Consider the following 25,147-nt stretch of genomic DNA (forward strand, 5'->3'; position numbering starts at 1 on the left):
CGACGTCTTCTTATAGAGATTATTATATGTTGGTCTACTAGGAGATTACTTGCTGTATTCTTGCACATTTCCTCCTGAAATGGGCATTTTGGGCAATAAAAGTGCTAGAATTCCTTTGAAAGAACGAATTATTGGTTATATAGCCTTCGTTCTTTATTCAATAGGTTCGACACCATACTTTCTAGTTGGATGGCGTGGAACTTCATTGCTTTAGGACTGAAAAAGTTTTATAAAACTAAAAAGTCAAGATGACTTCATTTCAAGAAAGTAAGAGTCTGGATAAATAATTAAAAATATTAATAAGTAAATGTGATAATTATGTTATAATAATAAGAAATAGGAATTGTTTGTTAATTAAACTTAGCGAGTAAAAATGAAATAAATAGTAGGTGGTAATCTTAACGATTTAATAAAATTGAAGACAGGCTATAATATTACATTTGATCCTACACGAAAACCTACTAAAAGTAACAACATATAATGATAAGTAAAGAGAAAATGTTTGATGCTTTATATGAAAAGCATTGGTCTGAGTTATATGCTTTTGCTCTTAACGTAACAAGGGATAAAGTTATAGCAGAAGATATTGTACAAGAGGTTTTTATTGATTATTGGAGCCGCATGAATACCATTAATGTAGAACTACCAAGGGCTTATTTTTTTCAAGCTGTTCGAAATCAGTGTGCAAAAGCATTGAGTAATAGAAACTTCAATCAAGTACAAATAGAGAATATAGCTTCTTTAGTTCCAGATCTTGACGAGATACAGTTTGAAGAAGTAAAACAACAATTATTGAACGAAATTAATCAAACTGCAATCTCACTTCTACCAGATAAATGCTTAACTATTTTTAAAATGCGTTTTTATGAGCAATTGTCTTATAAAGAGATTGCCTCTCGTCTAAATATCTCTGAAAGTACAGTAGAGAATCAAGTGAACAAGGCTTTAAAACTGTTGCGAGGAAATACAAGATATATTACAGATATGCATTTTTCTGTATTGTTAAGTATTATGTGTTAAGTAAAGTTTAGCTGTATTATCTAATCGTTAAGTATGGTTTGATACATAGGTGTTTTTTAAAATAGAAGAACATCATAGTATAAAGCATACTAAGAATGATAAAACAGTTTAAAAGAATATTGTCAAAATACGCAGAAGGAAATAGTAATAAAGAAGAAGAATCTTTAGTTAATCAGTATTTTGATTGCATGCAAATGGAAGGTGTGCTTCCAAAAGATGTAAGTACAGCTGTTGGCGAAAGGATGAAAAGAAAAATAAACCTTCAAATTAAACCAGTCCCAAAAACGTCTTTTGCAATGTACTATAAGATAGCAGCAGCAGTAGCAATTGTTTTATCATTATCTTATTATTTTCTTTTCCCTTCAACAAAAGAAATAGAATATGTGGAGCAATTTGCAGTTAAAGGACAACAGCTTCAGTTTTATTTAAGTGACTCTACCTATGTACACTTAAATTCAAATAGTAAATTAATCTACCCTAAAACATTTAACGGAAATTCTCGTGAAGTACAATTAGTAGGAGAAGCTTTTTTTGAAGTAAAACACACTTCAAGAGATACTCCGTTTTTGGTTGTTAGCCCTAAATTAAGAACACAAGTATTAGGAACAAAGTTTAATGTAAACGATAGTCCTAATGAAACAGTACAAGTAAGTGTTTATGAAGGAAAAGTAAAAGTAGAAGACAAACAAACTAAGCAACAGGTTATTTTGGCAAAAGATGAACAAGTGACTTGGACAGATGCAGTAAGTTCATTACAGAAAGCGACTATACAAGAACAGCAGTTTAATCAATGGTATAAAGGAGAAGTCAAATTTAACCAAATGGGGATCCAAGAAGTAATTACAGTATTGAATAGGCGTTTCAATACGCATTTGCAGTTAGCATCAACTAATTTACCAACTTCAACAATTAGTGGCGATTTTACAAGCGATAAAATTGAAGACATCCTTCAAAGTTTGCAATTTATATACGGTCTTCAATATAAGAAGCAAAGTGATGGGAAGATTATAGTACACCTCAAATAGTTTATGTCTAACCACAATATTATGAAATGAAATAACACAACTACAATTAACTACAAAGAAAAAACCTGTACAAAGTGGCAGCGATGAACAGGTTTAGAAGTGATAATTAATTATCCAGCAGAACAATTAACTAAAAAACAAAGATAACAATTATGTATCTCAAATTATTCAAAGGAGGTAAGAAATTATATACTCCATTAGCTACTGCTTTGCTTTTTTTACACTTATTAAGTGCAGAAAACACTTATGCACAACAAAAAGCAGCGACACCGATTTCAATTCAGTTGAATCAAGCTTCTATTACAGATGTTTTTAACGCCATTAAAAAACAATCAAATTACACTTTAATTTATAGTGATAAAGTAACCGCTTTGACCAAAAAAGTGGATATGCATATTGACGCTAAAGACATAAAAGGTATTTTAGATTATATGTCTAAACAATATGGAATTACTTATCAAATTACAGGTTCAACTATCTCTGTAAAATTAGGAGAAGTAAAAACACAAAAGATAAAAGGAATTGTAATGGACGAACAAGGATTGGGGGTCCCAGGAGCTACAGTTATATTAAAGGGAACGGACAAAGGTGTAAGTACAGATTTGGACGGAAATTTTGCTTTGGATGCTGTAGTGGGAAAAGATAGAGTACAAATTTCTTTTATTGGATATAAAACAGTTGAAGTAATAGCAGCTACTAATTTAAAAGTAGCTTTAGTAGAAGACCAAACTAATTTAGATGAAGTAGTAGTGGTGGGATATGGAAAGCAAAAACGAGTAAATGTTACAGGAGCTGTAGATCAAGTAGGAGCAGAGGTGTTTAAAGATCGCCCTGTTTCTAATGTAGCTAAAGCATTACAAGGAGAAATAGGAAACCTAAACCTTATCATAGGAGATGGAAAACCTACCAGAAGTGCAACATTTAATGTGCGTGGTACAACTTCAATTGGAGGAGGAGGGAATGCTTTGGTATTAATAGATGGAGTACCTGGTGATCCTTCTTTATTAAATCCCAATGATATAGAAAGTGTATCTGTTCTTAAAGATGCTGCTTCTGCAGCTATTTATGGAGCAAGAGGAAGTTTTGGAGTAGTTCTAATTACCACTAAAGCATCTGAAAATGAAAAGTCAAAGATTAACTTTTCTACCTCTTTTTCGGTTTTAGATCATACAGTTAAACCTGATTTAGTGACTAATGGATACCAATGGGCGAAACAATTTGACGACGCTTATTATTCTTGGAATGATTACAAAATGCATCCGTCTAAAGCAAATAGCGTATTTCCTTTTTCTATGGAATATTTGCAACAACTAAAGGAACATGACGAAAACCCAAGTTTGAGTAAAGTAGATATTGATCCTGTAACTGGAAAATATGTGTACTATGGAAATACAGACTGGATGAAAGAGTTGTATGCAGATATGATTACAGCACAAGAGTATAATTTAAGTGCTAGTGGTGGAGGGGAAAAAGCAAGCTATTACTTATCAGGTAGAATAAATTCTCAAGACGGTATTTTTAGATATAACCCCGATAAATTTAATATGTATAATTTAAGAGGAAAAGGGTCTTTACAAGCAACAAGTTGGTTGAAGTTAGAAAATAACTTTGAATATGCTGAAATGGATTATTTCTTTCCAATCTTAAATCACCCTTCAGATACACCAGTTTGGCGTAGAATATCAGACGAGGCCTTCCCTGTAGCGATGATGTTTAATCCTGATGGAACCTTAACACACAATGCGGCAATTGTATTTGGTAGTTTTGTTTCAGGAGGAAATTATTCAGATACAAACAGACAACAATTGAGAAATACAACAAGTTTTGTTGCTGACGTAATTAAAGATGATTTGAAGTTATATGGAGATTTTACTTTTAGGAATTTAAATGAAGTAGAAACGAAACAATATACTCCAGTGCCATATAGTACCAAACCAGGAGAGTTACTTGAAAGAGGAGAGAATAAGTTAGAAGAGTTGCAAGAGAAAACGACTTATAAGGGGATGAATCTTTATGCAGAATATAAAAAGCAATTCGGTAGTCACTATTTGAAAGGATTAGTAGGATATAATTACGAAAAATTGCGTTTAGACAAGCGCACTTTAGAACGCAATGAGTTAACGAATTCTTTATTACCTGATTTTGGTTTAGCAACTGGAGAGAATATTGTTTTAAAAGGAGGAGGATATCAATGGGCGACTTTAGGGGCTTTCTTTCGATTGAACTATAATTTCAGAGAAAAGTATTTTATAGAAGTAAACGGGAGATATGATGGTTCTTCAAAATTCCCACAGAATCAACAGTGGGGGTTCTTTCCATCAACTTCTGTAGGGTATCGTTTATCACAAGAGAACTTTTGGCAAAACAGTCGTTTAGCAGATATTTTACCTGAGTTGAAATTCAGAGCTTCTTATGGTTCATTAGGAAATGGAAATATCTCTCCTTATCAGTATTTAGAAACGATGTCTGTTAATCAATTAAATGTTTTATTAAACGGAAAAAATCCATTGTATACCAATAAACCAAATGTAATTCCTAATGGATTAACATGGGAGAAGGCTACTACATTCAATATTGGTTTTGATACAGAATGGTTTAACCGACGATTAACAACCTCTTTTGATTGGTACAAACGAGTTACAACAGATATGTATACACAAGGTACGCCTCTGCCACAAGTATTTGGAGCAACAGAACCTAAAGGAAACTATGCTGATTTAGAAACAAAAGGATGGGAGTTGTCGATTGCTTGGAGAGATAAAATCAACTTTAATAAACCTTTGACTTATAAGTTCCGATTTATTCTTTCAGACAATCAGTCTAAGATTACAAAATTTAATAATCCAACAAATTCATTAGATACATATTACAAAGGAATGAAGATAGGAGAAATATGGGGATTTGAAAATGCGGGTTATTTTATTGATCAGAATGATATTAATAATCATGCAGATCAAAGCTATATCCGTGTTTCTGCAGCAAATATATTAATGCCTGGAGATATCAAATTTGCAGATTTAAATGGAGATGGAGTAATTAATATAGGCGATAATACAGTAGATAACCCTGGAGATAGAAAAATTATTGGAAATTCAGCACCTCGTTTTAACTTCGGTTTTAATACTGATTTAGAGTGGAATAATTTCTTCGTATCTGCTTTTTTTCAAGGTGTAGGTAAACGCGATTTTTGGCCTGGAGCAGACAACTCTTTATTTTGGGGTGCATACAATAGACCATACAGTTGGCATCCAACAAAAATGAATGATATGATGTGGTCTGAAGAGAATCCAGATGCTTATTTTCCAAGGATGAGAGGGTATGTTGCTCTTAACAATAGAGGAGAGCTACAAGTACAACAAAGCAAGTATATCCAAAATGCAGCTTATATCCGCTTAAAGAACTTAACAATAGGATATAACTTTCCCAAACAGATGTTAGAAAAGAATAAAATAGAGAGTCTAAGAATTTTCTTTTCAGGACAAAACTTATGGACCTATTCACCCATGTTTAGAGTCTTAAAAACAATGGACCCTGAAGTAATTGATGGAGCAGATCCAGAATTGTCACCAAACGCTGGTAATGGAATGCGTTATCCGATGTTAAAAACATTCTCTTTAGGAATCGATATTACTTTTTAAAACAAGCAAACAATGAAAAAAATAATATTAATAACTGCTTTAGCAGGTTTGTTTATCACAACTTCTTGTTCAAACGACTTGGATCAATTACCCTTTGATAAACTTTCACCAGATGTAGCTTTTACAACAGAAAAAGATTTAGAATTATATAGCAATTCTTTTTATAAAATATTACCTAACGGAAATGATGTCGTTCGTGGAGATAATATGTCTGATTATGTTATTGGTCGAACAATCAATAACTATTTAACAGGTACTTATACAGCCTATGATAGTGGGGGTTGGAGTTGGAGTGATTTGAGAAATATCAATTATTTTTTAGAAAAATCAAAAGGAGCTAAGATCATAGATAAACGGAAAGCACATTACGAAGGATTGGCTCGCTTTTTCAGAGCGTGGTTTTACTTTGATAAAGTAAAGCGTTTTGGCGATGTGCCTTGGTATGACAAAACACTAACAGTAGATGATCCCGATTTGTATAAACCAAGAGATACAAGAGAATTGGTGATGCAAAAGGTTTTAGAAGATTTAGATTTTGCAATTAGTGCTATTGAAGGAGGAAAAGATAATAGTGCTTCACGAATTACCAAACAAGTTGCATTAGCTTTTAAATCTCGAGTATGTCTTTTTGAAGGAACGTATCGAAAATATCATACAGATTTAGGGTTGGTTGGTAGTTCATCAGAGTGGTTAAAACAAGCTGCTAATGCCGCAGATGAATTAATGAAAACATCTTCTTATCGCTTAAATACAGCGCAAGGGAATCAAAGCTATCGAAACTTATTTAATAAAGAAGCTGTAGAAGCTTCAGAAGTGATATTAGCGGCTAATGCAAGTGCAGCTTATAGAATCTTTAATGATGCAAATTGGTATTATACCAGTGCAACGTATGGGAATCGCTCTAATTTGACTAAATCGTTTATCAATACCTATTTAAATATAGATGGCACTCGCTTTACAGATAAAGCTGGGCATGCAACTATACCTTTTTGGGAAGAAGTAAAAGGCAGAGATCAACGTTTAGAACAAACCATTCGAATGGGAGATTACAAAAGAGATGGACAAGCTGCTGCTCCTGATTTCACCTATACTTATACAGGTTATCAGCCCAAAAAATTAACCTTAGATTCTTCTGCTACAGATGGAGTAGCAGAAAATAATAATACACTGCCTTTAATTAGGTACGCTGAGGTTCTGTTGAATTATGCTGAAGCAAAAGCCGAATTAGAAGAATTTACAGGTGCTGATTGGGACAAAACAATCAAGTTGCTAAGAGAAAGAGCAGGTATTACCAATAGTAGCATACCAACAGTCGCAGATGCCTATTTAAAACAAGAGTTTTTTCCAAACATATCAGATGCGAATTTATTAGAAATTCGAAGAGAAAGAGGAATAGAGCTGGTGTTAGAAGGCTTTAGATATGATGATTTAAGACGTTGGAAGTTAGGAGGGCTTTTAACCAAAAGCTATGAGGGCATGTATGTACCAGCCATGAATACACCATTAGATATGAATGGGGATGGTAAGTCAGATGTTTCTTTTGTTACAAAAGTACCTGCAAATCCACAAAAAGGAGTGTACTACTATATTATTGATAACAATCAGTACAAGTTGTCTAATGGTGATTCTGGGACACTTATAATTATGGACAATCTAAAACGTATCTATGAAAACCATCAGTATGTATACCCAATTCCATATAGCGCAATTGTATTAAATAGTAAATTAAGTCAGAATCAAGGTTGGTAATTTAATTGTAATAGAAATGAAAAGTCAAATAATAAGAATAATTCAAGTAGTGGTTTTATTACTTTGTTGTATCTCTTGTAATTATGAAGATGATTATACAAATAAAAACCCAAAGAAGGATCCTACAAAGTTGTTTACTCTAACAGCCTTGGTGGTAAATAAGATAGAGTCTCCTTTAGCTAAGGCAGAAGTAACTTTATATGACGAAAAGCAGAAGGAGATAAAAAAACAGGAATCTTCAACAACAGGAGCAGCTGTGTTTAGCGATTTGCTTGCTGGAAGCTATAAGTTAAAGAGTAGTTACGAAAATCAAGTTAACGAAGTAGTGGTAGAAATAAAGAATGAAGACAAAGAAGTCAAGATCAAATTAGATATTGCTCCAAAAGATGTTGTTCTTCAAAATTCTCCTATTGTAATTACTGGAATACAGGCCGATCCACGAGGGACAGATGCAGCAGCTAATGGCACATCCTCTACTTATGATGGAGGTAAAGTAGTTGTAAATCATATTGGAGGGTACGAGTATGTACAGTTAATGGCTTTAGAGGATATTGATTTTGAGCGTACACCTTATAGTGTAGTTATGGCAAACAATGGTATTGTTGGAGATAGAGGATGGGCACAAGGAGGAAATGTAACCTATAAGTTTGATTTAGTATCAGGAAAGGCAAAAAAGGGAACCTTCTTTTATGTAGGAGGAAAGTCAAAGGTACTTTCAGGTTATGGCAGTTGTGGAAAAAGTACAGATATCAGTACGTCTAATTGGATTGCTACAAAAGACTATAAATTAGAAGCAGGAGACGGTTTTGGAGATCCTAATGGAGGAATCTTAGGGAATTTAGGGAAAGATGGTCAGAATGTAGCAGATGGTGTTGCAGTGTTCAAAGGAACAACAGTTACAGGAGAATCAATTCCTTTAGACGCTGTTTTTTATGGTACCTCATTAGACGGAGTATATGATTCGGTTAACAATTGGGGATATCGTGTGCCAGAACAAAATGACCGTTATGCAACAAAAAATAAAGAAGGTAAAGTACAACCGTTTTTTGGACAAGGTTCCAATGTACATTTGTTTAGTCAACCAGGTTCGGATGTAGGAGATTTTATCAAGTTAGGTGGTTCTACAGATAGAAAGGAATGGAAGGTACTGAGAAATTCTACTATTGTACAGCTAAGTTATTGTGCAGGAGAATCTTCTTTAACAGACATCGAGAGAGCCAATGGAGTAACAGTATTTGCAGAAGGAAATACAACACCAGAAGTACCTGAGCCTTCAAAAGGAAATGTAAGTGTCATGTCTTTTAATATTCGTCATCACGATGCTACAGATCCCTATTCATTAGAGAGTAGAAAGGAGTATATCTTACAAGTGATTATAGACGAAATGCCAGACATTGTTGGGTTGCAAGAGTTTTCTGATAATTGGTTTGAAACATGGATGCAACAACAGATGGCAGCCAAAGGTTATGGGTATTATATGGACGAAGCTAATTCATACGGATCACCTAAAGTGATCTTCTATAAAAAAGATCGTTTTGATTTGAGAGGGAGTGCTACTTATCAAATGAAATATACTGAGAATAGAAGTGGTGCATGGGTGGTGTTATTTGACAAGCAAAAGCAAAAAGAATATTTTGTAACGAATAGTCATTGGACAACTGTTTCTTCAGAAGATAGAACAAAAATGGCTAAAGATGTCGTTAATATTATCGAACAAAATTACCAGAATCGCCCTGTAATTTGTATAGGAGATTTTAATGGACAACCTCATACTACAGAAATTAATGTTTTAAAAACAACAACGCAACCAAAATTGTTGAATGCTGTAGACGAATCATTAAAAACATTTCACAAATGGGGGCCAACAGGTTCAACTACTTTAGATTATATCTTTTATTCTTCTCCTTTCAAATTAATAGAAGGAAAAGTAATACGAACAAGTTTTGGCGCAATATGGCCTTCAGATCATTGGCCTGTTATGGCAACTTTTACGATAGATTAATATGAAAAAAATACTAATTGCGATAGGGCTTTTTTGTGGTTTAAATACAACCGCTATAGCTCAAGAAAAAACACCTCATATTGTATTAATTACAATCGATGGTTTTAGACCAGATTTCTATTTAGAAGAGCAATGGGGAATGCATACAGTACGAGAGTTAATGAAAAATGGAGTAGCTGCTAAGGCAGTTACTCCTATCTTCCCTTCTGTTACTTATCCAGATCACACAACCATTATTACAGGAGAACTTCCTGCTCAACATGGAATAGTATATAACAATATTTTTGACCCTGCTACAGGCTCTCAAAAGTGGTATTGGGATTATAGTGCAATTAAAATACCAACACTATATGATGTGGTGAAGCAAAAAAAACTGACTTCTGCTAATGTAATTTGGCCTGTAACAGTCAATGCGCCTATCGATTATAATGTTCCTGATATATGGGATCTTACTAACGGATACGATAGAAGAAGTATTACAGCTTTATATACTACACCTTATAGTTTGTGGCGCGAGATACAAAATGAAGCAACAGGAACATTAAGAGCTAAAGATTGGGCAATGACAGAAGAAGAGCTGATTATGGATGAGAATATTGCACGTATGGGAAGTTATATGATTCAGCAGTATCAACCGAATCTATTAACCCTTCACTTTCCATGTACAGATCACTATGAGCACCAAGATGGTTTGGATAGTCCTTTGGTACGTGCCAGTGTTGCTGGAGCTGATCGTGCAATCAAAACAATTATTGAGGCATTAGATCGTTCAAAACTGAAAGATAACTATGTAATAATTATTACAGGAGATCATGGGTTTGAGAAAATCACACACCGTTTACAACCTAATATTTGGTTAAAGGATGCAGGACTGTTAGACGACGCAAAAACAATGGACTGGAAAGCAATGTTTCATACCCAAGGAGGTTCTGCTTTCTTGAGAGTGCAAGGAAAGAATAAAGTAAAAACAATCGAAAAGGTTAAAACTTTATTAGAAAAACAACCACAAGAAATTAGAAACCGCTATCGCATGATATCAAAAGAAGAGCTACAAAAGCTTGGTGCAGATCCAGAGGCAGAGTTAGCCTTAACAGGTTTAGATCACACAACATTTGGTGGAGGCCTTAAAGGAGAAGTATTGAGTAAGTTAAATAAAGAAGGTGGAGCACACGGATTTTTGAATAGCGATAAAAGTATGCAAACTGGATTTGTTGCTTTTGGAAAAGGAATAAAACAAGGAGTGGTGATCGAACAAATGGCTTTGATAGATATTTGCCCCTTTATTAGTGAATTATTGGAACTGGATTTTAAATTTCTTTCAAAAGAGTTAAAACAACAACTACTAAGTATCTAAAGATAGAATTAATATTATAAAGAAGGCTACTCTTTAAAATAATAGTAGTCAAATTCGGAAGATTGTAATTTTTAAATTAATTAAGTTACCTAAGCTTAACAATAGCGTAAGATTCGTATAGGAAGACATCGCTAATTTTGGGCATTGAAAAAAAGTGACATTCTGAACAGTAAGGGGATATTATCAAATCATTAAATATTCTTTTTCGTAACGAAATACTTTAATACGCTCTATTTGTAACAACATAAACCATATATAATGAAAAAAAGATTCTTTACTGTTGCCTTCTTATTTACGGCAGCATTAGCCATCGGACAGACTAGTGTGCGTGGCTATGTATTCGAGGATGCTAATAAGAACGGGAAAAAAGATAGAAGTGAAAAGGTATTAGCAGGGGTAGCGGTATCTAATGGAGTGGAGGTCGTACAGACTGATGATAAAGGACTGTATGAACTGCCTTTAACAGGGGATAATCAAATCTTTGTGATTAAACCAAGTCAATACGCTACTGTGTTAGACCAATATAATCTACCTGCCTCTTATGTAACGCATAAACCTAAAGGATCACCAACAGGAACTAAGTATGAAGGAGTAGCTCCAACAGGAAAATTGCCAAAAGAAGTAAACTTTGGATTGATTGCACAAGAGGAGTCAGCAGATTTTAAGGCTTTTATCTTTGGAGACCCTCAGCCATATAGTCTAGAGGAATTAGATTACTTTAAAAAAGCAGTAGTAGATGAGGTAAAGAATAAGACAGAAGGAATCTCTTTTGGTATCAGTCTAGGTGATCTAGTAGGAGATAAATTAGACTTGCATACGCCTTATAAAGAAGTGATGAAAGAAGTAGGGCTACCATGGTATAATGTGATGGGAAATCACGATATGAACTATGAGGCAACTGAAGATATCTATTCTGATGAGACCTTTGAGAAGAACTTCGGACCAGCTAATTATGCATTTAATTATGGGGATGCTCACTTTATCGTATTAGATGATATTCTATATCCTCACCCAATTAAAAAGAAAGGGTACCTAGGTGGTTTTAGACAAGATCAATTAGACTTTGTGAAGAACAATCTGAAGTTCGTTCCTAAAGATAAGTTAGTGGTAATTTCTTTTCATATTCCATTATTTGTTGGAAACGAAAAACACTTCGATCAAGAGTCTAGACAACAGTTGTTAGATATTTTAAAAGAGCATGAGAATATCTTACTATTGTCTGCACATACTCACTATCAGATGCATCAGTTCTATACGAAAGAACAAGGATGGTCAGGTATAAAACCATTACATGAGTATAATGTTGGGACAACGTCAGGCGACTGGTACTCAGGCGAGTTTAACGAGTTAGGTGTGCCTGCTTCTACTATGAGAGATGGAACCCCTAGAGGATATGCTACTTTAGTAGTTAAGGGGAATCAGTATGAGTTAGATTATAAAGTGTCTGGGGAATCAGATGATTATAAAATGGAATTGTTTATGCCTAAGGTTATTGCGGATAAGAAAGCAAATAACTATCAGATATATACGAATGTCTTTATGGGAACAGAGAAAGACCTAGTACAGTATAGAATAGATGGAGGAGAGTGGAAAGAGATGAAGAAAGAAGAGAGTTTTGACCCAAGCTTCTATGCAGCAGTTCAAAAGTATGATTTGACAGAAAAACTATTAACTGGAAAGAAACCTTCTCACCCGATTAAATCATCTCATTTATGGAGTGCTAAGTTACCTTTTAATATTGGGGTAGGAGAGCATAAAGTAGAAGTGAAGGTGACAGATATGTTTGGTAGAGAGCATATCGCACAAAAGACATACAAAATCGAGAAAAGTAAATAGTATAGTTTTTTATAAGGTTTAGATTCTTCATCATTATAGCGAGCTCGCTTATAATCGAATCGGGATTTAAATTAAGTGTGTTGAAAGGGCTCAGTATCGTTAGATACTGGGCTTTTTCTGTTTGTGTAGGGGAGTTATAAGAAGGTCTTCTGCTATATCTATTCTTAGAAGAATCATAAAATGTTTTCAGAGCGTTTTCTTCCTATTATCTTTACTAGACATATAAAATGAAAAATGAATATGACTAATTTAGAACTAACGAAAGCTTAGTATTATGCATTATTCTATAAAAGTAAACACGCAGCAGTTAGAAGGAGCGTTATCTCCTATAAATAAGCCTTATTATTTTGCTATTCTTATAGATGGTGAAGCTACTTTTTCTTTAGATTTTAATAGATACTCTTGCTCTGGACAGTATATCTTATTTTTATCTCCTTATCAGTTGTTGACATGGGAAAAAGTAGAAATTAAGTCAATGAAGACTATACAGTTTCATGGAGACTTCTATTGTATAGAATATCACAAAGAGGAGGTAGCATGTAATGGGGTCTTGTTTAACGCATTATTTGACGCTCCTTATGTTCCTATTCAGTCATCTTTATTTCTAGAATTGACTCAGCTTTTTGATAAAATAGAGCAATTAGAACACCAACAGTCTGCTTATGATATTCCGATTCTCAAGACGTATTTACAATTGGTATTAGCCCTGAGTAGTAAGGAGAAACAGTTGATCAATAAGAAACAAAAGACTTCAGGACTGTTCTTAGAAGATATAGTTAGCTTTCAAGAGATGCTAGAAGAGCATTTTATGGAGTCTAGAGCAGTAGCATTTTATGCAGAGCAGTATCATTTATCTGTTGATGTGTTTAGTAAAAAGGTTAGAAAGCATTATGGAAAAACACCTTCTAAATTAATCCAGGAACGCCTTATTTTGGAAGCAAAAAAACAACTTCATCTGACTTATAAGAGTGTAAAAGAGATAGCTAAGATATTAGGATTTGAGGATGAGTTTTATTTTAGTCGTTATTTTAAGAAAGAAGTAGGTGTATCTCCTAAGATATTCAGAGAACAAGTAGGAATATCAGTAGTGGCAAAAAAGTCTATGGAATAGAAGGAATAGTCCATGTTATCTCTCTGCTAAACCTTCTAGTTTTGTTGAAAAATAAAATAAAACCAATGAAACAAATTTTAGTATTATTTAGTAGTTTACAAGAGAAATCGATTCATTTTCTTCGTTTATCTATCTGTATTGTCATGGTTTGGATAGGAGGGCTAAAAGCTTTTCAATATGAAGCGGATGGTATTGTACCTTTTGTAACGAATAGTCCTTTTATGAGCTTTTTTTATCAGAATTCAACAAAAACAGTATTAGATGAATCTGGCAAAGAAGTATATGAATATACTCAACATAAAAATCCCGAGGGCAAAGTAGTGCAGAAGAACATTGATTGGCATAAACAGAATGGTACTTATGTGTTTTCGTATATTCTAGGTACAGTGATTGTAAGTATAGGGATACTCGTATTATTAGGGATATGGTATCCTAGACTCGGTTTTTTAGGAGGGGTATTAACATTAGGAATGTCTTTGGTCACACTATCATTTCTAATTACTACCCCAGAAGTATATGTGCCTAATTTAGGAGGTGATTTTCCTACACCTAACTATGGATTTCCTTATTTATCAGGTGCTGGAAGGCTAGTCTTAAAGGACATTATCATGATGGCAGGAGGATTAGTGATCGCTGGTGATTCAGCACGTAATTTGCTTTATAAGTGATTAATAGAATTAGAATATAAAATAAAGTGAGAATAAAAGCTTAGTACTTATCTAGTATTAAGCTTTTATTCTTAGAGGAGATAATAATTTTTGAAAGTATACTATTATTTTTAATAACCGAAATGTGTGTACTAGTTAAAAAGAATTAATTAATATGAGTTAAAATATTTTATATTATTGCTATTTAATGTTTTTATTATTTATAATTATTGCAATTTAAATATGCTTTATGGTTGTTGTTTTGCATATTTATTACTTTTTATTTATAAAAAGTAATACTTTTATAAATGGTTAAAAAAAGTAATAATCAAAAAACATTTTAATATGAAATTGCAACACACGTATTTTTATCATCCCTCTAATATTGAATGTAATGAGGAAGTAATTAAACAATTCGAAAGCCAAGGTGTCTCTATGAAAAAGATACAAGAAGCACTTGGTAGACATAATCGATTTGTAGTCGCTAAAGAGTCAAATGAAACTACGGTTTCTATGGGAATTGAGGCGGCAAAAGGAGTTTTAAAACAAAGTGGTATCTCAATAGAAGAAATAGATATTATTGTCTTTGTGACTTGTACTCCAGAGCATCAGATACCTTGTGACTCTATTTTTATACACCAAGCTTTACAAGGAAAGAATAATACAATGTGTTATGATATTAACGCTAATTGTATTGGGGCTTTTGTAGCATTAGATCAAGTGACGCATTATCTCAATAGCAGTAGTAGAGCTAAAAATGCTTTAGTAGTTTGTTCTGATCAGTTATCTCGTATTTTAGATAGCCAAAACCCTGTAACAGCTTTTTGTTTTTCAGATTCCGCTTTTGCATTTATAGTAGAGAAAGAGACTACTACATCTGGATTAGTAGACGTTATGTATCATACAGATAGTAGTTTTTGTGATACTGTTCTGTATCCGCCTCAAGGACATTCTTGTTCTTTATCTGATGAATTGACAATGTGGGATACATCATTTGATGGAAGCGGAAGTGTGGAGTTTGCTTTAGATAAAATAGAGGTCTTTTTAGCAAAGAACAATCTGAAAATAGAAGATATCAGTTTATTCTTATTCTCTCAGTTATCGCTAAAAAACATTAAGATTATTAAATCACATTATCACTTACCAGAAGAAAAAGTACCTTTTTATTCGAAAGAGTATGGGTATTCAGGAGCTTCTAGTCCTTTTTTAGCTTTACATCAATATCAGAAAGAAGGAACACCTCTAAAGGAAGGAGATTATTTTTTAATGTGGACATTAGGGGCAGGGTATCAGGCTGGTTTAATGTTGTGGAAATACTAAGTGTTTAGATGTTAGTTATCTAACTTTACATAAGGATAAACTCAGTATATTCAATACTTACAGTGATTTTTTTGTTTTGAAATTACCAGATTACAAGTATATTTACTTTCAAAAAAACTATGAAATTTCTTACGATATTAATTTGTTTAGTCTCATTGACGACCTTTGCTCAACCTAAAGCTATTTTGGATAAAACGACTTATCAATTTTGGTTAAACGAACCTAAAGTCGTAGAAGAAAAGAATCCTCTCATTATCTTCTTACACGGGAGAAGTCTTTCGGGAACCAATATAGATAGGGTAAAGAGATATGGTGCGCTAAAAGGAATAGAGAAAGGATTAGATATCCCAGCTTATTTAGTAGCTCCTCAATTGCCTTCTGGGCCATGGAATGCGGATAAGATTGACGAAATTGTAAGTTATATGATTACAAATTATAATATCGATGAGAGTCGCATTTATGTAACAGGAATGAGCTTAGGAGGATATGGTACGATGAAATATGCTGGTAAGTATCCTAATCGTATAGCTGCTGCTATCGCTATCTGTGGAGGAGGTGAAGAAAGAGATGCCTGTGCAGTGACTAATATCCCTATTAAACTTATTCATGGTGATAAAGACTTTATCGTACCACTAAAAGAGTCTAAGAAGATAATGACTGCTATTCAAAAATGTGATAAAAAAGCTCCTGTAGAACTACAAGTAGTCAAAGGAGGAACACATGGGAGTGTAGAAGATCTATATCGACATATGGAGGTATATAATTGGTTATTACAACACGTAAAAAGTGATGTCTCAGTAAGTTCAGAAAACAAAGAAGAAATCTAAGTATAACATAAACAAAACCCCCAAAGTCTTTTGACTTTGGGGGTTTTGTTTATATATTATTGGCTATTGTCTTCGTTGTTTTTAAGATATACTCTATAAAATCTTCTTCTACTCTGGAGATGTCATCTAGTTGCCCATTGTCTAAACTTAGTTCCTTGAATGCTTTTTACCCTATAACCTACAGATATGATTACATCTAGATTATAAAACTTAACAGGTTTGTCTGAATTTGCAATGTGCAAATTTTGCACATTGGTTTGTTCTACTAGTTCACCTTCTTCAAATACATTCTTTATGTGTTTGGTAATGACAGTTCTATCTTTTTGAAATAATTCTGCCATTTGGGCTTGAGTTAGCCATACTGTTTCGTTCTCTAAACAGGTCTCTATCTTAGCGAGGCCATCTTCTGTCTGATAAATAAGGATACTTCCATGCTCTGCCATAACATTTTTTTTAAGTTTATAAGTACTTTATATACCACCAAAACCATACTGTAAATTAACAACTTTATATTTATTTAGAGAGCAGTTTTATGTTTTATCCTTATAGCTATAGCCTAGCGTATTGTGTTTTGAAAATGAGAGTTTTGTTTTGTCATTTTGAGATATTGATATGAAAAACACTTTTTAAGTTATAAATATGTAAGAGGGAATATTCTTAATTCCTATGAGGTTTTCTATTGTGATTTACTCAGAAGTCCTTATCTTTAAGTACTCAAATACCCTTAATAGATATGAAATATAAAATAGACCTATATACTCGCGTAAAGATAGATACCTCTAGTGACGCTAAGGCGTATGCTAATATGTTGTGTATAGGTGATCAATGCAAAACATTTGCAGAAGGGTTTATAGAAAACTCTCAATCTCGTATTTCGCTTATGGCTATTGTGAAGGGGTTAGAGCAGATTAAAGAAGGAGCAGAGGTGACTATTTATGCAACTTCTAAGTATGTGATGAATACCTTTGAGAAAGGGTGGGTGTTAAATTGGAAATACAATGATTGGTTAAAAGCAGACGGAGAGCCTCCATTGAATGTTGATCTATGGATGCGCTTTGCAGTTCAGATGGAGAGACATAAATTAACCTTTAACTATGTGTCTAATTATAAAAAGTATCCTCAACTAGTAGAGTGTAGAGATGTAGGCGCTGCTATACTATTACAACCCAACTTACTGATAGATGAGGTGTATAGAGCTTATCTAGAGGAGTTACAGTACAAGTTACACGATTTGATAGATGAGCATCGTGTAGCAGAGATAGAGGTGGTATTAGATACGATAGAGGAACCCGAAGAAGAGATTGTTTATGAGCCTGTATATGAGTCTTTAGATGAGATAGAGGATGAGCACGAAGACGAGGAGGAAGAAACAGAAGAGAGTCAAAGCCATACTCGTCCAACAGTATTTACCAGAATGCCTAGTGATATTAAATTATTAGTGACTATACGAGATCAATTGAATCAATACTTTGCAGATCAACCGACTAAAGTAGAGTTGCGTTCTACGGATTTATATGATGAAATACGTAAAAATAAGACTTTAAAAGAACGTTTTCCTCATCCAGTACTCTTTAACCGCTTCTTGCGTAAACAGCATCAAGAAGGGGTGCTAAAACAGATTATTCCGAACTGTAAGATTGATACTTTTAATACTGATTTCTATCAGTGGTATTTTCATAGATAATTTGGGATGATTTTGTTTTGTGAAAACTTGTTTTAACTGTTTTCAGATTGCTGTCATGGCTTAGTCTTGTTTCCGAAATGCTTTCAAGACCTCCCTAAAACCGTACTTTTTGGGAACAACCCGGAAAGAAAAGAGCAAATTTATAGCACTTAAACTTTGTGAGTCATTATATCCACTGCGTTTAGATATAAATATCGAACTCCGTTTTACTTCTATTTACTCCGTTTTACTCCTTTTTTTGACTTCGTGATTAATCGGATTATTGTTGTTAATTATTAAGCGCTTAGTAATCAATCATAATATTCTCCTAACGATTTGTTCATCTTGACTATCTTTAGTTGGTATTGTTTTAGAGGTAATATAATGAACTAAAAATTATTCATTATGTTAAAAAAGAAACCAGAAAAGGCCTTAGAAGCTTGGGAGAAGGCAATGGATCTAGTTACTTACCTGTATAAGGAGTCTGTAGTAGATCAGAGTTCTAATCATGCAGATTTAATTGCTTATATCCGAGAGCGGGTGTTAAAGATTCCATTGAGTATAGAATTATCCACCTTTGAAAACTGTATACTAAGTGATCAACTTGAGAGCACGAGAAGGGAATGTGCTCTATTGCATACCTGTTTAATGTTGACTAAGGACTTAGGTGTATTAGAAGCAGAGGTTATAGACACATTAATTGAAAGAATTGATGCTGTTAATGAGATTGTTAGTAGTCTTATCGAAGAGGAAGAAAATGAGTGGGATAAATTGCTTCTAAGGATATAAATAAATAAGCCCATCGTATGATGGGCTTGATTTTATAATTTGCCTGAAGGGGTAAAATCATTACTTTAGTAATGTATAAATACAAGTTATCAAACATTGTAAGTCATGTTCGAAAAAGTAGATAAAGATTCTTTACTTAGCCAAGAGTTTGTCAATAAGTATAAACCTTATTTTAGAGAGGAAGTATATCCTGCAAAAACAGTATTGTTAGAGGAGGGAGCGATAGCAAATAAAGTATTTTGGGTAAGCAAGGGATGTCTGCGTGTTTGGATTAATAAAGACGGACATGAGGTGACTTTTCAATTCTTTTTAGAGAACAGTATGGTTTCTTCTATTGAGAGTTTTTGGAGGGGAATGCCTAGTAAATTTACTCTTGAGACGATAGAACCTACAGTGGTATGGGTGGCTGATAAAGAAGATATCAGACCATTATTAGAAGACTCTTTAGCTACGCCAGAGTATAGAGATTTGTTTATAGATGTGATTTTTCAGCGAACATTCGACTATGTGAATCACAGTTTATCTTTTGTACAGTCAACCCCAGAAGAGCGTTATCTTAAGCTTTATGAGAGTAGACCAGAGCTTATACAACGTATTCCACAGCACTATATCGCTTCTTATATAGGAATATCTAAGGTTCACTTGAGCCGTATCAAAAGCAAGCTACTAAAGTCCTAATTTGATAACATTTGTTATCGATATACACGGTTGCTATCCAATACTTTTGTCTCTATAAAATAAAGAGATATGAAAGCAGTTATTGTAAAAGAAAAAGGACAGAATCCTGTATATACTACCGATTTTAAGCCTGTAGAAGTAAGTTCATCAGAAGAAGTGTTGATGAAAATCAAGGCAGTTTCGGTTAAGAATCTCGATAGAGCTATCGCCAGTGGTAAGCATTATTCAGTGAGCACTAAACCTTTTGCTCCTTTTGTTATCGGAACAGATGGAGTAGGTGAGCTTCCAAACGGAACGATGGCTTATGGATTTGGACTGCAGGGGATGTTAAGTGAGTATGCCATCGTAGATAAGAATCAATTAGTACCCTTGCCAAAAGGAATAGATTTAGCAATGGCAGCAGCAATGCCTAATGCCCTTATGGGGTCTGTGATCGCTATGGTAGTCAGAGCCAGATTACAAAAGGGAGAAGTAGTGCTGATCAATGGAGCTACAGGTGTCACAGGGCAAGTAGCTGTACAAATGGCCAAGCATTATGGAGCGAGTAAAGTAATCGTGACAGGCCGCAATGAAGAAGCATTATCCTCATTAAAGGAACTGGGAGCAGATGAAGCGATCAGTCTGTATCAGGATAAAGAAACTCTAGTAACAGCATTTAGTCAAGTACATCAAGAAACACCTATCGATGTGGTGATAGATTACTTATGGGGAGATAGCGCCTCAGCTATATTAACCGCTTTAAAAGGTAAAGGCAAGTACCAGCATAGAACTCGTTTTGTCAATGTAGGAGCGATGTCTGGTGATATGATGGAGTTGTCTTCTTCTATACTAAGGGGAACGGACATTATGTTATTAGGATCTGGAATAGGCAGTTGGACAGATGAAGAGATGGTTCGCTTCTTTAAAGTCTTATTACCAGAAGCTTTTGACCTTGCAGTAGCAGGGAAGTTACGCCTTGATACCGTAAGTTATCCGTGGCAAGAGATAAGTGAGGTATGGGATATGCCTCTTAGCAGTGGAAAAAGATTGGTGATGATGACAGAGTAAGAGAATAATACTGTTGTATTTGATTAGGTTATGTTTAATTAGTATGTCTAATTGTATTTTGTCGTTATAATCATTAAATTGCAGATAAGAAATATATAAATTTGCAAGAATTACGATGATTAACTTTAGTAAACTATGGGGGTATAGAATGACACATATAGATAATGTGAGTCATATTGCAATGAATGGATTGACACATGTAGATTCAGAGAATAGTAATCCAAATTACATTCCTATTGGAAATAAAGAAATTATCACTGTTCGTGCTAATAGATTATTAAATAATGGTAGACATATAGGAAGTTATCTACCTTTTTATTTTGGATTCTGTACTCCTATGTTATATGTAATTCAAAAGGGATACATGGGAGTAAAAAAAGTAAACCCTATTGATATTGTATATTGTGTGACATCTATTCAAAAGATCTTAGATTGTCAAAAAGCGTTTTTATTTACAGATGGTCAAGCAAACAGTGCATTGACTTCATATTATGAAAATGACAGAATAGGAGAAGTAAATGAATTGGTTGACTTTAATGCAGTTGCATCTAAATATTGGTTTGATGAAGAAGATGTAGACAAAAAGAGAAGAAAGGAGGCCGAGTTGCTATTGGATGGTGATTTAACTAAGGAGTTTATAATAGGGTATGTATGTTATAATGAGGAAGCTAGAACGAAGTTAATCAATAGTGGGGTAGAAGAAAGTAAGATTGTGATAAAACGAGGATATTATTTTTAAGTGATGATAAAGTATATAGAAGGAAATTTATTGGAGAGTAAAGCAGAGGCTTTAGTCAATACAGTGAATCTCGATGGAGTGATGGGGAAGGGGATTGCTTTACAATTTAAAAATCAATTTCCTGAGAATTTTAAAGCTTATAAAAAGGCTTGTGACAATAATGAGATAGCTATAGGTAAATCATTTGTTTTTAAAGAAGAGACATTGTTAGGAGACCAGAAGATAATTGTCAATTTTCCTACAAAAACCACTTGGCGTAAACCTTCAGAATATAGTTATATAGAAGCTGGATTGGTTGACTTAAAACAAATTATAGCTCAATATAATATCACATCTATTGCCATTCCAGCTTTAGGAGCAGGAAATGGTGGTTTAGATTGGGGAGAAGTACAGAAGAGAATAGAGTACTATCTTCATGATGTTCATTGTGAGATATCGGTTTATCAACCAACAAGGGTGATTCAAGAGAAAACTAATAAGGATAAAGTAAGTCTGACACCAGCACGAGCAATGTTATTAGCCGTCTTGTACGATTTGGTTAAACAAGGTGAGTTTGTGTCAGAATTCTCTGCAGAAAAAATAGCTTATTTCTTACAGAAGTTTGGAGCAAGAGAAGAGTTCAAGCTTCAGTTTAATGCTCAACATTACGGTCCTTATTCTGGCAAGGTTAGACATGTACTGTACTACTTGAATAATAGTTATATCACTGGATATGTTACTAAGGATAAGAAACCTTTCGAAATATTAGGGATTAATTTAGAAGACGAAAAAGCAGTGTTAGATTATTTAAATACAGAGAATAATAGAAAGTATTTGGATATAGTACATAGAACACAAGACTTTTTATCTGGATATTATTCCAATTTTGCATTAGAGTTGTTATCAACTATTGATTTTATTAAACAAGAGAAGAAAGTAGACTCATTAGAAGATATTTCTAATTACTTAATGAATTGGAATTCACGTAAACGAAAGTTATTTGCGAATAATACTAAAATGATAGAATTAGGTATTCAGCATTTAGACGAGATTAGCTAATTAATTATGTAAGTATCAACAATCAAAGCCCATCACATGATGGGCTTTTGCTATTATTTAGAGCAATGTATTTAAAGAGTAAGTGTATAAAATAGAGTAGATTGCAAAGAATTGATTAAGTACTACTTACAAATATATACTATGAAAGAAGAAAGCAACGTTTCGAATTTTCTGTTTTATCAGAATAAAGAAGGTAAAACAAGTGTTCAAGTTATAGTTGATAGTAATCAAGAGACTATTTGGGCGTCACAAAAGACAATGAGTGAGATATTCGGTGTTGATAGAAGTGTTATCACAAAGCATATTGCTAATGTATTAAAAGACGGTGAATTAGAAGAGGATTCAGTATGTGCAAATTTTGCACATACTGCCTCTGATGGTAAAAATTATAAGACTAACTTCTATAATTTAAATATGATACTATCTGTGGGGTATAGGGTTAATTCTGTACGGGCAACACAATTCAGAAAGTGGGCTAATGGAGTATTTGATAAAAGGATTTGCGTTAGATGATGAACATCAGAAGAATAAATGAAGAAAGACAAAAGTCTTTTTAGAATCGCTAGTCAACCTTTATATTTGACAAGGTTATAAAGAAATAGAATATGAGTAAAGATATACAGATTATAGCATTTGATGCTGATGATACACTTTGGAATAATGAAATATACTACCAAGAGACAGAACATGCTTTCTGCGAGCTTCTAAAAGATTATTTACCAGCAGAAGAAGTGTCTAAAGTCCTTTTTGAGACAGAAATGCGAAATCTAGATCGATATGGCTTTGGAGCGAAGAGTTTTTTATTGAGTTTATTAGAAACTGGAGCTCAGATTACAGGAGCTCAAATGACAGATGTATTAATGCACCGCATCTTGGGGTTAGGACATGAATTGATTGATAAACCGATCACTCTTTTAGACGGAGTGGAGGAAACACTAGATCAACTAAATGGCACCTATAAGCTAGTACTAGCGACTAAAGGTGACTTATTAGATCAAGAGCGAAAACTAAAGAATTCTTCCCTATCGAAGTATTTTGACCATGTAGAGGTAATGAGTGATAAGCAGATATTGGATTATGGAAATTTAGTAAGTAAGCTCTCTTGTCAACCCCAGGAGTTTATGATGGTAGGAAATTCAGTTAAGTCTGATATTATCCCTGTGTTAGAACTTGGAGGGTCAGCACTACACGTTCCTTTTCATGTGACCTGGGCACACGAAGTAGTAGAGGAAGAGCTAGCTTATGAAAACTATAGACAGTTAAAGAACATCAGAGAAGTAATAGATTATTTGAAATACTAGCTTAAAACATAACAATTTGTTCACATAGAAATGCTTTCTTTGGTATTGTAATGGTAGGAGTATAGTTAATCTATAAACTATTTGTTATGAGCTTTGTGAGTGTATATCAGCGAGACGTGATGTTGATTAAATCATTAGAACTAAAGTTAACAATCTATAAGTTAACCTTAGAGAACTTTAAAGAGGATCACCTAGGAGCGATCGCTAAGATGAGAGAGATTAGTGGGATGATTTCTTTGTATATCGGTTTGGGATTAAAGAGTCAGATAGAAGAAGATTTTGTCTGTTACTTAGACGATATCTCTCACTGCTGTATGACCTTAGAGAAGCAGATTTTGCTCTGTGGACAGTTAGGTTTTTTAATCAATGAAGATATCGTATCCTTATTAGATTTAAAGAATATTATCTTTGATTTTGTAGGGAAACAGTTGTTCGAAAGTAGAACAGCGAACTATTATAGACTGTTACACTATCGATTTACTTAAAAATAGAAGTCGTGATAAACATAGAGTTTTACCTCTGTTTTTAAAAGAAAAAGCTTGTATTACTACTCTAGATATTTGTAGCTTTGACCGTATCAATATTTTGTTAAGCAGCATATACATGAGTACAATTACATTTATCGACAGTGCCTATCCTAAACCCCATCTCTTAGAAGAGTTTGTTTGGGCTGGTCGTTTAGACGAATCAGGCAAACTGTGGTTTGACCTACACCTAAAGTCAAAATACTACTATCTAAGCGAAGGAGAAGAGTATATAGAAGATGAGGAAGAGGACTTCGACGATGATGCAGAGTATACCAGTATGAGCGAGTGGCAATCTAGAATTGTGTGGGATAATTATCACCAGTGTACATTGTCTTCTACGTACTGGTCAGATGAAGGAGGACTTCTTCTTTCTGATGGTACCACACCTTTTAGCTTTGATTTATTAGATAATAGAGAGTTTGTACTTAACCCGCTTCCTTTAGCAGATGATATGTTAGAGTCTGAATTGGCTTTTGGTATCTATCTACTAGGTCATGATCTTTCGGCGAATCATACCATTAGCTTTACACCATTGGCGAATAAGCATTATGCTATACAGTGGTCAGGGGTGGTAGCTCTAGCCTATGGTGGTTTTTATGATTATATCCACGAGTTTAAAGCAGATATTACAGAGAGTAAGTTTGACGGTTTTTACTTTCCTACGACTTGGACTTTAGAAGAAGCAAAGAAGCGATTTGAACAAGTATTGAGTAATATCGATCAGTATGAGTTTATAGATATTAACCCTAAGAGTAATAAACGAGAATATAAGCTAATGCTTAAAGAGTAAATGAGAAGAGCTACTGATGAGGTAGCTCTTTTTGTTTAAATGCGGA

At 33.9% G+C, this 25,147-nt stretch carries 22 protein-coding genes; 21 read left to right on the plus strand and 1 reads right to left on the minus strand.

Features of this window, described 5'->3' with window-relative positions; genetic code table 11:
• The first annotated feature begins 480 nt into the window (after nucleotides 1-480).
• The 11 genes from AABL85_RS06520 (at nucleotide 481) to AABL85_RS06570 (ending at nucleotide 16,529) form a co-directional block, all read left to right on the plus strand.
• On the plus strand, nucleotides 481-1,020 hold the full coding sequence (locus AABL85_RS06520; protein WP_006258191.1) for an RNA polymerase sigma factor: 540 nt from the start codon (nucleotides 481-483) through the stop codon (nucleotides 1,018-1,020).
• A gap of 95 nt (nucleotides 1,021-1,115) precedes the next feature.
• Nucleotides 1,116-2,045 (plus strand): FecR family protein, encoded by a 930-nt coding sequence (locus AABL85_RS06525; RefSeq protein WP_341309572.1) that lies wholly within the window; start codon nucleotides 1,116-1,118, stop codon nucleotides 2,043-2,045.
• 152 nt (nucleotides 2,046-2,197) lie between these two features.
• A complete protein-coding gene (locus AABL85_RS06530) occupies nucleotides 2,198-5,683 on the plus strand; it encodes a TonB-dependent receptor (protein ID WP_006258189.1) in 3,486 nt (1,161 codons plus the stop codon).
• Between the two features lie 12 nt (nucleotides 5,684-5,695).
• On the plus strand, nucleotides 5,696-7,432 hold the full coding sequence (locus tag AABL85_RS06535) for a RagB/SusD family nutrient uptake outer membrane protein (RefSeq protein ID WP_006261489.1): 1,737 nt from the start codon (nucleotides 5,696-5,698) through the stop codon (nucleotides 7,430-7,432).
• 16 nt (nucleotides 7,433-7,448) lie between these two features.
• Nucleotides 7,449-9,434: an endonuclease/exonuclease/phosphatase family protein gene (locus AABL85_RS06540; RefSeq protein ID WP_341309573.1), complete on the plus strand. Its 1,986-nt coding sequence runs from the start codon at nucleotides 7,449-7,451 to the stop codon at nucleotides 9,432-9,434.
• 1 nt (nucleotide 9,435) lies between these two features.
• The gene (locus AABL85_RS06545; RefSeq protein WP_006263991.1) at nucleotides 9,436-10,788 is read left to right on the plus strand and encodes an alkaline phosphatase family protein; all 1,353 of its coding nucleotides are present in this window, start codon (nucleotides 9,436-9,438) and stop codon (nucleotides 10,786-10,788) included.
• 258 nt (nucleotides 10,789-11,046) lie between these two features.
• Nucleotides 11,047-12,624 carry a calcineurin-like phosphoesterase family protein gene (locus tag AABL85_RS06550; protein WP_341309574.1) on the plus strand — a complete coding sequence of 526 codons (1,578 nt, stop codon included), beginning with the start codon at nucleotides 11,047-11,049 and terminating at the stop codon, nucleotides 12,622-12,624.
• 274 nt (nucleotides 12,625-12,898) lie between these two features.
• Nucleotides 12,899-13,735, plus strand: a complete 837-nt coding sequence (locus tag AABL85_RS06555) for a helix-turn-helix domain-containing protein (protein ID WP_006261486.1) — start codon at nucleotides 12,899-12,901, stop codon at nucleotides 13,733-13,735.
• A gap of 65 nt (nucleotides 13,736-13,800) precedes the next feature.
• Nucleotides 13,801-14,403, plus strand: a complete 603-nt coding sequence (rclC, locus tag AABL85_RS06560; protein ID WP_006263989.1) for a reactive chlorine resistance membrane protein RclC — start codon at nucleotides 13,801-13,803, stop codon at nucleotides 14,401-14,403.
• A gap of 324 nt (nucleotides 14,404-14,727) precedes the next feature.
• A complete protein-coding gene (locus tag AABL85_RS06565) occupies nucleotides 14,728-15,702 on the plus strand; it encodes a ketoacyl-ACP synthase III (protein WP_073144982.1) in 975 nt (324 codons plus the stop codon).
• Between the two features lie 119 nt (nucleotides 15,703-15,821).
• A complete protein-coding gene (locus AABL85_RS06570) occupies nucleotides 15,822-16,529 on the plus strand; it encodes a prolyl oligopeptidase family serine peptidase (protein WP_341309575.1) in 708 nt (235 codons plus the stop codon).
• Between the two features lie 122 nt (nucleotides 16,530-16,651).
• Here the strand turns inward: AABL85_RS06570 and AABL85_RS06575 are convergent, their stop codons facing one another.
• Nucleotides 16,652-16,972, minus strand: coding sequence for a virulence RhuM family protein (locus AABL85_RS06575; protein WP_341309576.1), 321 nt, complete (start codon nucleotides 16,970-16,972; stop codon nucleotides 16,652-16,654).
• A gap of 290 nt (nucleotides 16,973-17,262) precedes the next feature.
• Between AABL85_RS06575 and AABL85_RS06580 the strand changes: the two genes are divergently transcribed.
• The 10 genes from AABL85_RS06580 to AABL85_RS06625 all read left to right on the plus strand — a co-directional run bounded on the left by AABL85_RS06580 (nucleotide 17,263) and on the right by AABL85_RS06625 (nucleotide 25,101).
• Nucleotides 17,263-18,213, plus strand: a complete 951-nt coding sequence (locus AABL85_RS06580) for an RNase H family protein (RefSeq protein WP_006263985.1) — start codon at nucleotides 17,263-17,265, stop codon at nucleotides 18,211-18,213.
• A gap of 384 nt (nucleotides 18,214-18,597) precedes the next feature.
• Nucleotides 18,598-18,981, plus strand: a complete 384-nt coding sequence (locus AABL85_RS06585) for a four helix bundle protein (RefSeq protein WP_341309577.1) — start codon at nucleotides 18,598-18,600, stop codon at nucleotides 18,979-18,981.
• Nucleotides 18,982-19,086: 105 nt separating this feature from the next.
• On the plus strand, nucleotides 19,087-19,659 hold the full coding sequence (locus AABL85_RS06590) for a Crp/Fnr family transcriptional regulator (protein ID WP_341309578.1): 573 nt from the start codon (nucleotides 19,087-19,089) through the stop codon (nucleotides 19,657-19,659).
• 69 nt (nucleotides 19,660-19,728) lie between these two features.
• Nucleotides 19,729-20,706, plus strand: coding sequence for a zinc-binding alcohol dehydrogenase family protein (locus tag AABL85_RS06595; protein WP_341309579.1), 978 nt, complete (start codon nucleotides 19,729-19,731; stop codon nucleotides 20,704-20,706).
• A gap of 115 nt (nucleotides 20,707-20,821) precedes the next feature.
• Nucleotides 20,822-21,445 (plus strand): type II toxin-antitoxin system toxin DNA ADP-ribosyl transferase DarT, encoded by a 624-nt coding sequence (gene darT / locus AABL85_RS06600; protein ID WP_341309580.1) that lies wholly within the window; start codon nucleotides 20,822-20,824, stop codon nucleotides 21,443-21,445.
• A 3-nt stretch (nucleotides 21,446-21,448) separates the two neighbouring features.
• Nucleotides 21,449-22,483 carry a type II toxin-antitoxin system antitoxin DNA ADP-ribosyl glycohydrolase DarG gene (gene darG / locus AABL85_RS06605; RefSeq protein WP_341309581.1) on the plus strand — a complete coding sequence of 345 codons (1,035 nt, stop codon included), beginning with the start codon at nucleotides 21,449-21,451 and terminating at the stop codon, nucleotides 22,481-22,483.
• A gap of 141 nt (nucleotides 22,484-22,624) precedes the next feature.
• Nucleotides 22,625-22,996 carry a virulence RhuM family protein gene (locus tag AABL85_RS06610; protein WP_341309582.1) on the plus strand — a complete coding sequence of 124 codons (372 nt, stop codon included), beginning with the start codon at nucleotides 22,625-22,627 and terminating at the stop codon, nucleotides 22,994-22,996.
• Between the two features lie 92 nt (nucleotides 22,997-23,088).
• Nucleotides 23,089-23,784, plus strand: coding sequence for an HAD family hydrolase (locus AABL85_RS06615; RefSeq protein ID WP_006263980.1), 696 nt, complete (start codon nucleotides 23,089-23,091; stop codon nucleotides 23,782-23,784).
• An 86-nt stretch (nucleotides 23,785-23,870) separates the two neighbouring features.
• The gene (locus AABL85_RS06620) at nucleotides 23,871-24,269 is read left to right on the plus strand and encodes a four helix bundle protein (protein ID WP_006265637.1); all 399 of its coding nucleotides are present in this window, start codon (nucleotides 23,871-23,873) and stop codon (nucleotides 24,267-24,269) included.
• A gap of 118 nt (nucleotides 24,270-24,387) precedes the next feature.
• On the plus strand, nucleotides 24,388-25,101 hold the full coding sequence (locus tag AABL85_RS06625; RefSeq protein ID WP_006265636.1) for a hypothetical protein: 714 nt from the start codon (nucleotides 24,388-24,390) through the stop codon (nucleotides 25,099-25,101).
• Nucleotides 25,102-25,147 lie beyond the last annotated feature (46 nt).

Origin of the sequence: Myroides odoratimimus, assembly GCF_038039805.1 — a bacterium.
GTDB lineage: Bacteria > Bacteroidota > Bacteroidia > Flavobacteriales > Flavobacteriaceae > Flavobacterium > Flavobacterium odoratimimum_B.